Annotated in this window: 16 protein-coding genes and 1 pseudogene; all 17 read left to right on the top strand. The window is 61.8% G+C overall.

Annotation, left to right across the window (positions count from 1 at the left end; genetic code table 11):
• Positions 1-64: 64 nt before the first annotated feature.
• Positions 65-457 (top strand): annotated as a pseudogene (locus KF871_RS00230) (EscN/YscN/HrcN family type III secretion system ATPase); the annotation flags it as partial.
• A 433-nt stretch (positions 458-890) separates the two neighbouring features.
• Positions 891-1,313, top strand: coding sequence for a CopD family protein (locus KF871_RS00225; RefSeq protein ID WP_291136544.1), 423 nt, complete (start codon positions 891-893; stop codon positions 1,311-1,313).
• Positions 1,314-1,358: 45 nt separating this feature from the next.
• Positions 1,359-2,435, top strand: coding sequence for a VanZ family protein (locus KF871_RS00220; RefSeq protein WP_367171962.1), 1,077 nt, complete (start codon positions 1,359-1,361; stop codon positions 2,433-2,435).
• A 9-nt stretch (positions 2,436-2,444) separates the two neighbouring features.
• Positions 2,445-2,792 (top strand): (2Fe-2S) ferredoxin domain-containing protein, encoded by a 348-nt coding sequence (locus tag KF871_RS00215; protein ID WP_291136538.1) that lies wholly within the window; start codon positions 2,445-2,447, stop codon positions 2,790-2,792.
• A 1-nt stretch (position 2,793) separates the two neighbouring features.
• On the top strand, positions 2,794-3,420 hold the full coding sequence (locus KF871_RS00210) for an alpha/beta hydrolase (RefSeq protein ID WP_291136535.1): 627 nt from the start codon (positions 2,794-2,796) through the stop codon (positions 3,418-3,420).
• A 108-nt stretch (positions 3,421-3,528) separates the two neighbouring features.
• A complete protein-coding gene (locus KF871_RS00205; RefSeq protein WP_291137373.1) occupies positions 3,529-4,635 on the top strand; it encodes a D-alanyl-D-alanine carboxypeptidase family protein in 1,107 nt (368 codons plus the stop codon).
• Positions 4,636-4,753: 118 nt separating this feature from the next.
• Positions 4,754-5,131 carry a 30S ribosomal protein S12 gene (rpsL, locus tag KF871_RS00200; protein WP_291136532.1) on the top strand — a complete coding sequence of 126 codons (378 nt, stop codon included), beginning with the start codon at positions 4,754-4,756 and terminating at the stop codon, positions 5,129-5,131.
• A 152-nt stretch (positions 5,132-5,283) separates the two neighbouring features.
• Positions 5,284-5,754, top strand: a complete 471-nt coding sequence (gene rpsG, locus KF871_RS00195; RefSeq protein ID WP_291136530.1) for a 30S ribosomal protein S7 — start codon at positions 5,284-5,286, stop codon at positions 5,752-5,754.
• Positions 5,755-5,843: 89 nt separating this feature from the next.
• On the top strand, positions 5,844-7,946 hold the full coding sequence (gene fusA / locus KF871_RS00190) for an elongation factor G (protein WP_291136527.1): 2,103 nt from the start codon (positions 5,844-5,846) through the stop codon (positions 7,944-7,946).
• A gap of 146 nt (positions 7,947-8,092) precedes the next feature.
• The gene (gene tuf, locus KF871_RS00185) at positions 8,093-9,283 is read left to right on the top strand and encodes an elongation factor Tu (protein WP_291136524.1); all 1,191 of its coding nucleotides are present in this window, start codon (positions 8,093-8,095) and stop codon (positions 9,281-9,283) included.
• 12 nt (positions 9,284-9,295) lie between these two features.
• The gene (gene rpsJ, locus KF871_RS00180; RefSeq protein ID WP_291136521.1) at positions 9,296-9,610 is read left to right on the top strand and encodes a 30S ribosomal protein S10; all 315 of its coding nucleotides are present in this window, start codon (positions 9,296-9,298) and stop codon (positions 9,608-9,610) included.
• 181 nt (positions 9,611-9,791) lie between these two features.
• Positions 9,792-10,466 carry a 50S ribosomal protein L3 gene (gene rplC / locus KF871_RS00175; protein ID WP_291136518.1) on the top strand — a complete coding sequence of 225 codons (675 nt, stop codon included), beginning with the start codon at positions 9,792-9,794 and terminating at the stop codon, positions 10,464-10,466.
• Entirely contained in the window at positions 10,466-11,089 is a 624-nt protein-coding gene (rplD, locus tag KF871_RS00170; RefSeq protein WP_291136515.1) for a 50S ribosomal protein L4, read from the top strand. Before rplC ends, rplD begins: the two co-directional genes overlap by 1 nt.
• On the top strand, positions 11,086-11,400 hold the full coding sequence (gene rplW, locus KF871_RS00165; RefSeq protein WP_291136512.1) for a 50S ribosomal protein L23: 315 nt from the start codon (positions 11,086-11,088) through the stop codon (positions 11,398-11,400). Before rplD ends, rplW begins: the two co-directional genes overlap by 4 nt.
• Positions 11,401-11,402: 2 nt before the next feature.
• A complete protein-coding gene (rplB, locus tag KF871_RS00160) occupies positions 11,403-12,227 on the top strand; it encodes a 50S ribosomal protein L2 (RefSeq protein ID WP_291136509.1) in 825 nt (274 codons plus the stop codon).
• A 12-nt stretch (positions 12,228-12,239) separates the two neighbouring features.
• Positions 12,240-12,515, top strand: a complete 276-nt coding sequence (rpsS, locus tag KF871_RS00155) for a 30S ribosomal protein S19 (protein WP_291136506.1) — start codon at positions 12,240-12,242, stop codon at positions 12,513-12,515.
• A 9-nt stretch (positions 12,516-12,524) separates the two neighbouring features.
• On the top strand, positions 12,525-12,860 hold the full coding sequence (rplV, locus tag KF871_RS00150; RefSeq protein WP_009519300.1) for a 50S ribosomal protein L22: 336 nt from the start codon (positions 12,525-12,527) through the stop codon (positions 12,858-12,860).

The following is a 12,860-nucleotide window of genomic DNA, read 5'->3' as shown; positions in this document are numbered from 1 at the left end:
ACGCCGCACGCGTTTGTCCGCTTTCACCACTGTTCAGCCGAACCGACCGTTGGTTGGTCATCCGGTCTACACCGTACTTGTAGAGGGCGACGACATGACGGAGCCCGTTGCCGACGAAACGCGCTCCATTCTGGATGGGCACATTGTTCTGTCCCGGAAGTTGGGTGCGGCCAACCACTACCCGGCGATCGACGTCCTGGCCTCGGCCTCCAGGGTCATGAACGCGCTGGTTGCGCCAAAGCACAAGGCTGCCGCTGCGCGCGTGCGTGAGCTTCTCGCCAAGTACGAAGAGGTGGAACTCCTCATCAAAGTGGGCGAGTACAAGAAGGGCTCTGACCGTGTGGCCGACGTTGCCATCGAGCGACGCGATGCCATCAACGAATTTCTGCGCCAAGGCACGCGCGAGCACAGCGACTTCTCAACGTCTTTGGCCAGACTTGAGAAGCTTGCCGCTTGAAGCGGCCCGCTGGCACGTCACATCTCCCTCGGTACCTTTGCCTCAGATGCCGGCGAGGGCCCCCTCGCTGTCGGGAACATCACTCCACGGACACTTGTTGGCCAGCTGGCGCAGCGCCTGGCTGTAGGCTGGTTTGCTCGGCAGGCAGTCGCACATGGAGACCATGAAAAGTCTCGGCGCCCAGCTCGCCTGCCATGTCGTGACATTCTTGTCGAAGTTCCCCTGTCAAATCTAACAGGGGGAGCTTGGTTCTGTTCTTCATATGCGCTATGATTTTGGCGGGAGCCGCAAGGCTCTCCCCGCTTTTCCTCCCTGAGCGGGTGCCTTAGTGTGTGACAGCAAAAAGGCTTCCAAACCCGGCCCTGTGCCGGGTTTTTTTTGTCCATGCGTTGCGCGCAGAGTGTGGACAAGCCAGGCGTCTTACACTGGCCCGATGCTCTGGGTCAAAGCCTTCCATATCGTGTTTGTGGCCAGCTGGTTTGCTGGCTTGTTTTATCTGCCGCGCATTTATGTGAACCTGGCGATGGTGCCTCCGGAGAGCGTGGCCGAGCGAGAAAGACTGCTTCTCATGGCGCGCAAACTGTTGCGGTTCACGACCTTGCTGGCTGCGCCGGCGATAGGGTTTGGGGTGTGGCTGTGGCTGGGGTTTGGTGTCGGGCGGGGTGCGGGCTGGCTGCATGTCAAGCTGGTGGTGGTACTGCTGGTGGTGGGGTACCACCACGCCTGCGCACGCTTGCTAAAGCGCTTTGAAGTTGGGAGCGACCGTCGCGGGCACCTTTGGTATCGCTGGTTCAACGAAGTGCCGGTGCTGCTCTTGCTGGCGGCGGTTGTGCTGGCGGTGGTCAAGCCGCTCTGAGGCTTTGGACGAATGGTCGTAAGGTCGTCGGCCTGGCCACTGGCGGTGCTCTACGCCGCCTTGATCGGCTACGCGAGCCTCTATCCTTTTTCAGGATGGCGCATTCAGGGTGTCGATCCCTGGTCCTGGCTGCTGGCACCGTGGCCACAGTATTGGACGGCGTTTGATGTTGGGGCCAACTTCGCTGGGTACATGCCCTTGGGCCTTCTATTGGCACTTGGCGCGATGCGCCTGGGCTGGCGCAGTGGCGTCTGGTGGTTGGGTCTGTTGATGCCTGCCGTGCTGTCGGCTGCCGTCGAAAGCACGCAAACCTATCTGTTGGCGCGCGTCCCATCGAACGTGGACTTTTTGCTGAATTCAGGTGGTGCTTTGGTTGGCGTTCTCCTGGCCGTTTTCCTGGACCAAACCGGCATGGTCCGGCGCTGGACGCAGTGGCGCGAAAGTTGGTTTGGTGCGAGCGCGTATGGCAGCTTGGTGCTGGTGGCGTTGTGGCCTTTGGCTTTGCTTTATCCGTTGGCGGTTCCATTCGGGCTCGGTCAGGTATGGGACCGGGTTGCCGAAACGCTGGGTGAATGGTGGTGGGACACCCCATTCATGTATTGGCTGCCCGAACAAGGGGTTTCGAACGATCCCTTGAGCCCGCTGACCGAGGCGTTTTGTGTCGCTCTTGGGCTGTTGGCGCCTTTATTGATGGCGTTTGGCGACCTTCGCATTTGGTGGCGCCGCCTGGTGTTCGCTGCGGCATTTTTCTTGGCTGCCTTGGGCGTGGGTGGGCTGTCAGGGGCGCTGACCTATGGTCCCACGCACGCGTGGTCCTGGGCAACGGAGCCCGTTCAGGCTGGCGTCGTGGTGGCGTTTTGCGCGGCCTTGGTGTTGGCGTTCCTACCCAGGCGCTTGTGTCTGGCCATCATGCTGATGTGTTTGGGGGTGTCCCTGGCTGTCCTCAACAGGGCGCCCGAAGTGCCCTACTTTGCGCAGTCGGTTGAGATCTGGGAGCAAGGACGGTTCATTCGCTTCCATGGTTTGTCGCAGTGGCTGTCCTGGATCTGGCCCTTTGCTGCCATCGTGTATGGCTTGGGCGCGCTGGCGCGCTCACCCGGTAGAGATCGTCTGCCGGCCTAAAATCGCCCGATGTCTGAGCCAGTCCAAGCCACGTCGTACTACCGACGCCACATCTTCTTTTGCCTCAACCAGCGTGATGGCGGTGAGCCGAGCTGCGGCGACCACAAAGCCGAAGACGCGTTTGCGCGCTGCAAGTCGCTGGCCAAGTCGATGGGCTTGCTCGGGCCCGGCGGGGTGCGGGTGAACCGAGCGGGGTGCCTGGACCGATGCGCAGGTGGGCCGGTTGCCGTGGTATACCCGGAGGCCGTTTGGTACTCGTTTGTGGATGCGGCCGATGTCGATGAGATCGTGAGCTCCCATCTGCGAGACGGCGTGGTCGTCGAGCGCTTGCGTTTGGCGCCCGACGTCGGTCGATAACGTGGCTGCGACATCCGAGACGCGACTGATATCAGGCCCTGCCGGGGCCCTGGAAGTTGCCGTTGACACGCCGGAGTCGGCTGCCGCAGGGGTGGCGGTGATTGCCCATCCCCACCCTCAGTTCGGTGGCACCATGACCAACAAGGTGGTGCAGACGCTGGCTCGAGCCGCCGTGCTGTCGGGTCGGCGGGCTGTTCGCTTCAACTTTCGCGGTATTGGTGCCAGCGAAGGGGCATATGACGAAGGGCGCGGCGAACTGGATGACTTGCTGTCTGTGGTTGCCGCTGAAGCGGGGGGCGGCCCTCTGGTTTTGGCAGGCTTTTCGTTTGGCGCATTTGTCACCTCTCATGCCGTGCGGCGCCTGCATGATCAAGGGCGCGATCTGACCCATGTGGTGCTGATCGGGACGGCCACCAGCCGATTTGCCGTTGCAGAGGTGCCCGAGGAACTCAGGCCGCAAACACTGATCGTTCATGGCGAGCAAGATGACACCGTGCCGCTGTCGACCACCATGGACTGGGCCCGCCCGCAGTCACTGCCAGTGACGGTGGTCCCTGGCGGCGGTCATTTCTTTCATGGGCAACTGCCTTTGTTGCGAGAGTTGGTTCGACGCCATTTGATCGCCTGACGCTCGCAACCTTTTCAACATGAGGATTCTGTTTTGATCAATCGCCTTCGCTCGGCCGTTGTCGGCCTTGCACTTTGCCTGGGTGTCGCACTGCCGGCTGCCGCTCAAATGCCGCAGCCTCCCGAGATAGCCGCGCGTGCCTACTTGTTGTTGGATGTCACGACTGGTCAAGTCCTGGCCAGCAAAGACCCGGATGCCTTGGTGGAGCCGGCGTCGCTGACCAAGCTCATGACGGCTTACCTGGTGTTCGATGCCTTGCGTGCTGGCAAGATTTCATTGCAACAGACCTTCGGCGTCAGCGAGCGTGCCTGGAAGATGCCTGGCTCGCGCATGTTCATCGATCCCCGCATGCAGGTTCCGGTCGAAGACCTGATCAAAGGCATGATCGTGCAGTCGGGCAATGACGCAACTGTTGCCCTGGCCGAAGGCGTGGGGGGCACGGTGGAGCGATTCGTGGAGCTGATGAATCAGCAGGCCAAGGCCTTGGGCATGAACGCGACTGGCTACCGCAATCCTGAGGGGCTGACCGAAGCTGGCCACACCACCACGGCGCGCGACCTCGCAACACTGGCGTCGCGCCTCATGAACGATTTCCCTCAATACGTGGGGTACTACGCCATTCAGCGGTATCGGTATCCAGGTACACCGGCGACCAACGATACCAATCGCAACCTCCTGCTGTTTCGGGACCCAACGGTGGATGGCCTCAAGACCGGGCACACCGATGCGGCAGGCTATTGCCTGGTGGCGACCGCCCGACGCCCGGTGCCGGGATTGGGCGACGGAGCCGCAGGTCAACGTCGGCTGTTGTCTGTGATGCTGGGGGCCACCAGTGAAAATGCACGAGCGGCGGAATCGCAGAAGTTGCTCAACTGGGGTTACACCGCATTCGATACGGTGCGATTGCTGGGCGCCAATCAGGCCGCCGCCGAGCCGCGGATCTGGAAGGGCAAGGCCGACACGGTGAAGCTGGGGCGTACCGAGGGGGTGGTCGTTTCCGTTCCGGCTGGCGAGGGAGCTCGTCTGAAGTCTGAGGTCGTTCGCCCGGAGCCATTGGTCGCGCCGCTTCAAAAGGGCCAGGCGCTCGGGACTTTGCGGGTGACGACAGCCGCGGGGCAGCCGGTGGTGGAGGTTCCACTCACTGTGCTGGAGACCGTGGAAGAGGCGGGCATTTTCGGCCGGGCCTGGGATGCCGTTCGCCTCTGGATTCAGTAGATAGCCGTTGCGAACCAGGTCGCGGCTTGCCACGCAACTTCGGCGAGTGCTACACTAGCGGGCTTTTCGGAATTTTCCGGAAGGCTTCGCTGTTTTCAAACGTTTAGGGACGTTTTCAATGCCAACCATCAACCAACTCGTGCGCCAAGGCCGGGAGGTCGAAAAGACCAAATCCAAGAGCCCGGCCATGGAGAACTCGCCGCAGCGTCGCGGTGTTTGCACCCGCGTGTACACCACCACGCCGAAGAAGCCGAACTCGGCACTTCGCAAGGTGGCCAAAGTCCGCTTGACCAACGGCTTCGAAGTCATCTCCTACATCGGGGGTGAGGGCCACAACCTGCAAGAGCACTCGGTCGTGCTCGTGCGCGGCGGTCGTGTCAAGGACTTGCCGGGTGTGCGCTACCACATCGTTCGCGGCTCGCTTGACCTGCAAGGCGTGAAAGACCGCAAGCAGTCGCGCTCCAAGTACGGCGCCAAGCGCCCCAAGAAAGCCTGATCGGCTTCTGAATCAAAGGTGCCACCGGCTTGACGTGCTGGCTGGCGTAGTGACCTTGAACAAAGGTCGAGTAAGTGCAGGCTCCTGATGGGTCTGCGGGGTGTTCGGATCAACAAGGACGTCCGGACATCAACTGAAGCAAGAGGTGAATCATGCCCCGTCGTCGCGAAGTCCCTAAACGTGAAATCCTGCCGGATCCCAAGTTCGGCAATGTCGAAGTCGCCAAGTTCATGAACGTGATCATGCAAGGCGGCAAAAAGGCCGTGGCCGAGCGCATCATCTATGGCGCGTTCGAGCAGATCGAGAAGAAGTCGGGCAAGGACCCGCTGGAAATCTTCTCGGTGGCCATCAACAACGTCAAACCCATGGTGGAAGTCAAGAGCCGCCGTGTGGGTGGCGCCAACTACCAGGTGCCGGTCGAGGTGCGTCCCGTCCGCCGTCTCGCGCTGTCGATGCGCTGGATCAAGGAGGCCGCCAAGAAGCGCAGCGAGAAGTCCATGGCCATGCGCCTGGCCAACGAACTGATCGAGGCCACCGAAGGCCGCGGCGGCGCCATGAAGCGTCGCGACGAAGTGCACCGCATGGCCGAGGCCAACAAGGCCTTCAGTCATTTCCGCTTCTGATTCGGCAGTTAGTCTTCCGATCAACCTGACCCGAGAGCCCGCAAGCCCTGTGATGGGGTGGCGGGCTCGAACCTTTCCGGAGTATTTCCATGGCCCGCACCACGCCTCTCGAGCGTTACCGCAACATCGGCATTTCCGCGCACATCGACGCTGGCAAGACCACGACGACCGAGCGCATCCTGTTCTATACCGGCGTGAACCACAAGATCGGTGAAGTGCACGACGGCGCCGCCACCATGGACTGGATGGAACAGGAGCAGGAGCGTGGTATCACGATTACGTCCGCCGCCACCACCTGCTTCTGGAAGGGTATGGACCTGTCCTACCCCGAGCACCGTTTCAACATCATCGACACCCCCGGCCACGTGGACTTCACCATCGAGGTGGAGCGTTCCATGCGAGTGCTCGACGGTGCGTGCATGGTGTACTGCGCCGTGGGTGGCGTGCAGCCCCAGTCGGAAACCGTCTGGCGCCAGGCCAACAAATACAAAGTGCCGCGTCTGGCCTTCGTGAACAAGATGGACCGCACCGGTGCCAACTTCTTCAAGGTCTATGACCAGATGCGCCTGCGTCTGAAGGCCAACCCGGTTCCTGTGGTGATTCCCATCGGCGCTGAAGACAACTTCAAGGGCGTGGTCGACCTGCTCAAGATGAAAGCCATCATCTGGGACGAAGCCTCGCAAGGCATGAAGTTCGAGTACCAGGACATCCCGGCCGAGCTCGTCGAGTCGGCCAAGGAGTGGCGCGAAAAGATGGTCGAGGCCGCGGCCGAAGCCAGCGAAGAGCTCATGAACAAGTACCTCGAGGAGGGTGATCTCACCGAGGAAGAAATCAAGCTGGGCATCCGCACGCGCACGCTCGCGACGGAAATCCAGCCGATGCTTTGCGGCACCGCGTTCAAGAACAAGGGTGTGCAGCGCATGCTCGACGCCGTGATCGACTTCCTGCCCTCGCCGGTGGACATCCCGCCCGTGGGTGGTACCGACGAGAACGAGGCACCGACCTCGCGCAAGGCCGCCGATGAAGAAAAGCTGTCAGCGCTGGCGTTCAAGCTGATGACCGACCCGTACGTGGGCCAGCTCACGTTCGTGCGTGTGTACTCGGGCGTCCTCAAGAAGGGCGACTCCGTGTTCAACCCGGTCAAGGGCAAGAAGGAGCGCATCGGTCGTATCGTGCAGATGCACGCCAACAACCGCCAGGAAGTCGAAGAAATTCGCGCTGGTGACATCGCTGCCTGCGTGGGCCTCAAGGACGTGACCACGGGTGAGACCTTGTGCGATCCCGAAGCCGTCATCATGCTGGAGCGCATGGTTTTCCCCGAGCCCGTGATCGCGCAGGCTGTGGAGCCCAAGACCAAGGCCGACCAGGAGAAGATGGGTATTGCGCTGCAACGCCTGGCTTCCGAAGATCCGTCCTTCCGTGTGAAGACCGACGAAGAATCCGGCCAGACCATCATCGCCGGTATGGGCGAGCTGCACCTGGAGATCATCGTCGACCGTATGAAGCGCGAGTTCGGTGTGGAAGCCAACGTGGGCAAGCCGCAAGTGGCCTACCGTGAAACCATCCGCAAGACGGTCGATGAGGCCGAAGGCAAGTTCGTGCGTCAGTCGGGCGGTAAGGGCCAATACGGTCACGTCGTGTTCAAGGTCGAGCCCAACGAGGCCGGCAAAGGCTTCGAGTTCGTCGATGCCATCAAGGGTGGCGTGGTGCCGCGTGAATACATCCCGGCCGTTGAGAAGGGCGTGATCGAAGCCCTCAACAGCGGCGTGCTGGCCGGCTTCCCGGTGGTCGACGTCAAGGTCACGCTGCACTTCGGCTCGTACCACGACGTGGACTCGTCCGAGCAGGCGTTCAAGATGGCCGCCATCTTCGGCTTCAAGGAAGGCTGCAAGAAGGCCAACCCCGTCATCCTCGAGCCCATGATGGCCGTGGAAGTCGAGACGCCTGAAGACTACGCCGGCAACGTGATGGGCGACTTGTCCAGCCGTCGCGGCATGGTGCAGGGTATGGAGGATATGGTCGGTGGCGGCAAGGCCATCAAGGCCGAAGTGCCGCTGTCCGAAATGTTCGGCTACTCCACCACGCTGCGCTCGATGTCGCAGGGTCGTGCCACCTATACGATGGAATTCAAGCACTACGCGGAAGCGCCGCGCAATGTGTCCGAAGCCATCGTCGCTGCACGCGCCAAATAAGTTCGATGGGCCGACCCTTCCAGGCCGGCTCGTTTTTTCAGTTGGTCTGCGACGTCACGCCTCCCTGTGCCCGTGCGGGGGGAATCAGCAGTGGCGTGCAGACCTAAAACCGCAACACGGGCGTTGTTCTTTTTGAAGGAATCGACATGGCAAAAGAGAAATTCGAGCGGACCAAGCCGCACGTGAACGTGGGCACGATTGGTCACGTGGACCACGGCAAGACGACGCTGACGGCGGCGATCACGACGGTGCTGGCGAGCAAGTTCGGCGGTGCGGCCAAGGCCTACGACCAGATCGACGCGGCTCCGGAAGAAAAAGCGCGCGGCATCACGATCAACACCGCGCACGTGGAATACGAGACGGCCAACCGCCACTACGCCCACGTGGACTGCCCGGGCCACGCCGACTACGTGAAGAACATGATCACCGGTGCCGCCCAGATGGACGGCGCCATCCTGGTGTGCTCGGCCGCTGACGGCCCGATGCCCCAGACCCGCGAGCACATCCTGCTGGCGCGTCAGGTGGGCGTGCCCTACATCATCGTGTTCCTGAACAAGTGCGACATGGTGGACGACGCCGAACTGCTCGAGCTCGTCGAGATGGAAGTGCGTGAACTGCTGAGCAAGTACGACTTCCCTGGTGACGACACCCCCATCGTCAAAGGCTCGGCCAAGCTCGCCCTCGAAGGCGACAAGGGCGAACTCGGCGAAGGCGCCATCATGAAACTGGCCGAAGCACTGGACAGCTACATTCCCACGCCCGAGCGCGCGGTGGACGGCGCCTTCCTGATGCCCGTGGAAGACGTGTTCTCCATCTCGGGTCGCGGCACCGTGGTGACCGGTCGTATCGAGCGTGGCGTGGTCAAGGTCGGCGAAGAAATCGAGATCGTCGGTATCGCGGCCACCCAGAAGACCACCTGCACGGGCGTGGAAATGTTCCGCAAGCTGCTGGACCAGGGTCAGGCGGGCGACAACGTCGGTATCCTGCTGCGCGGCACCAAGCGCGAAGAAGTGCAGCGCGGCCAGGTGCTGTGCAAGCCCGGCTCCATCAAGCCGCACACGCACTTCACCGGTGAGGTGTACGTGCTCTCCAAGGACGAAGGTGGCCGTCACACGCCGTTCTTCAACAACTACCGTCCGCAGTTCTACTTCCGCACGACCGACGTCACGGGCTCCATCGAGCTGCCCAAGGACAAAGAGATGGTCATGCCCGGCGACAACGTGTCGATCACCGTCAAGCTGATCGCCCCGATCGCCATGGAAGAAGGCCTGCGCTTTGCCATCCGCGAAGGCGGCCGCACCGTCGGCGCCGGCGTCGTGGCAAAGATCATCGAGTAAGGAGCGGCCACCATGTCCACCAAGCAAAAGATCCGCATCCGCCTCAAGGCCTTCGACTACAAGCTGATCGACACCTCGGCCGCCGAAATCGTTGACACCGCCAAGCGCACGGGCGCCATCGTCAAGGGCCCGGTGCCCTTGCCGACGCGCATGAAGCGCTTCGATATCCTGCGCTCGCCGCACGTCAACAAGACCAGCCGCGACCAGTTCGAGATCCGTACGCACCAGCGCCTCATGGACATCGTCGACCCGACTGACAAGACGGTTGACGCACTCATGAAGCTCGACCTGCCTGCTGGCGTCGACGTCGAAATCAAGCTGCAGTAAGCAGTTTCATGCGCTGCCGCCCGGCGGCGCTTGCAGATCCAAAGCCCGCCGGCTATACTGGCGGGCTTTCCGGCTTCTGGCCGGAGTTTCGTGGCGTTGCCCAATGAGGCGACGTATCGCGCAAGGCCCCAGGCCTTGCACCATCAGCCCCGGCCAATTGCAGTCGGGAACGGAGAAAACAATGAGTCTGAGCAACTCCCTCGGGTTGTTGGGCCGCAAGGTGGGCATGATGCGCCTGTTCACCGACGACGGGGACGCCGTGCCTGTCACGGTGGTCGACGTGTCGAACAACCGCGTCACCCAGGTCAAGACCCAGGCCAACGATGGCTATGACGCCCTGCAGGTCACTTTCGGCAAGCGTCGCGCCTCGCGTGTGGCCAAGCCGGTCGCCGGCCACCTCGCCAAAGCAGGTGCCGAAGCAGGCGAAATCATTCAGGAATTCCGCGTTGCCGCCGACGTTGCTGCCCAGTACCAGCCGGGCGCCGTTGTGGCAGCGAATGTCCTCTTCGCCGCAGGCCAGAAGGTCGATGTGCAAGGCACTTCGATCGGTAAAGGCTTTGCTGGCACCATCAAGCGCCACAACTTCGGTTCGCAGCGCGCCTCGCACGGTAACAGCCGCTCGCACAACGTTCCTGGCTCCATCTCGATGGCGCAGGATCCGGGCCGTGTGTTCCCGGGCAAGAAGATGACGGGCCATCTGGGCGACGTCACCAAAACCATTCAGAACCTGGACATCGTGCGTGTTGATGAAGCCCGTCAACTGCTGATGATCCGTGGCGCCGTGCCCGGTGCCAAGGGCGGCTTCGTGACCGTGCGTCCCGCCGTCAAGGCCAAGGCCGCCAAAGGAGCGAACTGATGCAAGTTGAACTCCTCAATGACCAGGGTCAGGCTGCGTCCAAGCTGGACGTGCCCGAGACCGTCTTTGGTCGCGACTACAACGAAGCCCTGATTCACCAACTCGTGGTGGCCTATCAGGCCAACGCTCGCCAAGGTACGCGTGCTCAAAAAGACCGTCAGATGGTCAAGCACTCGACCAAGAAGCCGTTCAAGCAAAAGGGCACCGGTCGCGCTCGCGCCGGTATGACGTCCTCGCCGTTGTGGCGTGGGGGCGGACGCACCTTCCCGAACAGCCCTGACGAAAACTTCAGCCAGAAGCTGAACAAGAAGATGTACCGCGCTGGCATGGCCTCCATCTTCTCGCAGCTGGTTCGTGAAGGCCGCCTGGCTGTAGTGGAGTCGATCAAGGTCGACTCGCCCAAGACCAAGCAGTTGGCCGACAAGTTCAAGGCCATGAACCTGAAGTCGTCGGTGCTCGTGATCGCCGATGAGGTCGACGAAAACCTGTACCTGGCCTCGCGCAACCTGGTCAATGTGCTGGTGGTCGAGCCCCGTTACGCCGACCCGCTGTCGCTGGTGCATTACAAGCAAGTGATCGTCACCAAGGCGGCGATCGACCAGCTCAAGGAGATGTTCGCATGAGCACCGCCCAATTCGACGAAGGTCGCCTGATGCAGGTTCTCGTGGCACCGATCGTGTCCGAGAAAGCCACCATGGCGGCAGAAAAATCCAACGCCGTGCTGTTCAAAGTGCTGCGCGATGCCACCAAGCCCGAGATCAAAGCCGCTGTCGAGCTGATGTTCAAGGTCGAGGTCAAGGACGTCTCCGTGCTCAACCAGAAGGGCAAGGTCAAGCGCTTCGGCAAGACCATCGGCCGCCGCGATCACGTGCGCAAAGCCTACGTGACGCTGATGCCGGGTCAAGAGCTCAACTTCGGTGGGGAGGCCGCGTAATCATGGCTGTCATCAAGATGAAACCGACTTCACCAGGCCGTCGCGGCATGGTGAAGGTCACGCGCGAAACCCTGCACAAAGGTGCGGGCTACGCGCCGCTGCTGGAACCCCAGCACCAGAAGTCGGGCCGCAACAACAACGGTCACATCACCACGCGTCACAAGGGTGGCGGTGCCAAGCACCATTACCGTGTCGTCGACTTCCGTCGCAACAAGGACAACATTCCGGCCAAGGTCGAGCGCATCGAGTACGACCCGAACCGCACCGCGCACATTGCGCTGCTGTGCTATGCCGACGGTGAGCGTCGCTACATCATCGCGCCGCGTGGCGTGGAAGTGGGCGCGACCCTGATGTCCGGCTCTGAGTCGCCGATCCGTGTGGGCAACACCCTGCCGATCCGCAACATCCCGGTGGGTTCGACCATTCACTGCATCGAACTGCAAGTGGGCAAGGGCGCGCAGATTGCGCGCTCCGCTGGTGCCTCCGCCGTGCTGCTGGCTCGCGAAGGCATCTACGCCCAGGTCCGCATGCGCTCGGGCGAGGTTCGCAAGATCCACGTCGACTGCCGCGCCACCATCGGTGAGGTGTCGAACACCGAGCACAGCCTGCGCCAGATCGGCAAGGCCGGTGCCAAGCGCCACATGGGCATCCGTCCGACCGTTCGCGGTACCGCCATGAACCCGATCGACCACCCGCATGGTGGTGGTGAAGGTAAGACGGGCGAAGGTCGCGCGCCGGTGGATCCGTGGGGCAACCTCACCAAGGGTTACCGCACCCGCAACAACCGCCGCACGCAGAACATGATCGTGTCGCGTCGCAAGAAGTAAGGGGTTGACGAAATGACTCGCTCTCTCAAAAAAGGCCCCTTCGTCGACCATCACCTGATGGCCAAGGTCGAGAAGGCCCAGGCCAACAAGGACAAGAAACCGGTCAAGACCTGGTCGCGCCGTTCCATGATCCTGCCCGAGTTCATCGGTCTGACCATTGCCGTGCACAACGGCAAGCAGCACGTGCCGGTGTACATCACCGACCAGATGGTCGGTCACAAGCTCGGCGAGTTCTCCCTGACCCGTACCTACAAGGGTCATCCGGGCGACAAGAAAGCCAAGAAGTAAGGAAACACCATGAGTACGGAAACCCGCTCTGTCGTCCGCGGCGTGCGCCTGTCGGTGGACAAAGGCCGCCTCGTGGCCGACCTGATTCGTGGCAAGAAGGTCGACCAGGCGCTCAACATCCTGACCTTCACGCAGAAGAAGGCCGCTGGCATCGTGAAGAAGGCCCTCGAATCCGCCATCGCCAATGCCGAGCACAACGACGGTGCCGACATCGATGAACTGCGCGTGAAGACGATCTACGTCGAGCAAGGCACGACGCTCAAGCGATTCGAGGCCCGCGCCAAAGGCCGTGGCAACCGCATCAGCAAACCCACGTGTCACATCTACGTGACGGTCGGCAACTGA

This window comes from Hydrogenophaga sp. (genome assembly GCF_019635465.1).
In the GTDB taxonomy this organism is placed as follows: domain Bacteria; phylum Pseudomonadota; class Gammaproteobacteria; order Burkholderiales; family Burkholderiaceae_C; genus Hydrogenophaga.
This window is presented reverse-complemented; position numbering and strand designations above follow the sequence as displayed.

Excerpts from the sequence above, each read along its gene's own strand:
- rpsJ (WP_291136521.1), top strand. The coding sequence starts at position 9,296 with ATGTCCACCAAGCAAAAGATCCGCATCCGCCTCAAGGCCTTCGACTAC.
- rpsL (WP_291136532.1), top strand. The coding sequence starts at position 4,754 with ATGCCAACCATCAACCAACTCGTGCGCCAAGGCCGGGAGGTCGAAAAG.
- rplV (WP_009519300.1), top strand. The coding sequence starts at position 12,525 with ATGAGTACGGAAACCCGCTCTGTCGTCCGCGGCGTGCGCCTGTCGGTG.
- KF871_RS00225 (WP_291136544.1), top strand. The coding sequence starts at position 891 with ATGCTCTGGGTCAAAGCCTTCCATATCGTGTTTGTGGCCAGCTGGTTT.
- rplW (WP_291136512.1), top strand. The coding sequence starts at position 11,086 with ATGAGCACCGCCCAATTCGACGAAGGTCGCCTGATGCAGGTTCTCGTG.
- KF871_RS00205 (WP_291137373.1), top strand. The coding sequence starts at position 3,529 with ATGCCGCAGCCTCCCGAGATAGCCGCGCGTGCCTACTTGTTGTTGGAT.
- rpsS (WP_291136506.1), top strand. The coding sequence starts at position 12,240 with ATGACTCGCTCTCTCAAAAAAGGCCCCTTCGTCGACCATCACCTGATG.
- rplB (WP_291136509.1), top strand. The coding sequence starts at position 11,403 with ATGGCTGTCATCAAGATGAAACCGACTTCACCAGGCCGTCGCGGCATG.
- rplC (WP_291136518.1), top strand. The coding sequence starts at position 9,792 with ATGAGTCTGAGCAACTCCCTCGGGTTGTTGGGCCGCAAGGTGGGCATG.
- fusA (WP_291136527.1), top strand. The coding sequence starts at position 5,844 with ATGGCCCGCACCACGCCTCTCGAGCGTTACCGCAACATCGGCATTTCC.
- rpsG (WP_291136530.1), top strand. The coding sequence starts at position 5,284 with ATGCCCCGTCGTCGCGAAGTCCCTAAACGTGAAATCCTGCCGGATCCC.
- rplD (WP_291136515.1), top strand. The coding sequence starts at position 10,466 with ATGCAAGTTGAACTCCTCAATGACCAGGGTCAGGCTGCGTCCAAGCTG.
- KF871_RS00215 (WP_291136538.1), top strand. The coding sequence starts at position 2,445 with ATGTCTGAGCCAGTCCAAGCCACGTCGTACTACCGACGCCACATCTTC.
- tuf (WP_291136524.1), top strand. The coding sequence starts at position 8,093 with ATGGCAAAAGAGAAATTCGAGCGGACCAAGCCGCACGTGAACGTGGGC.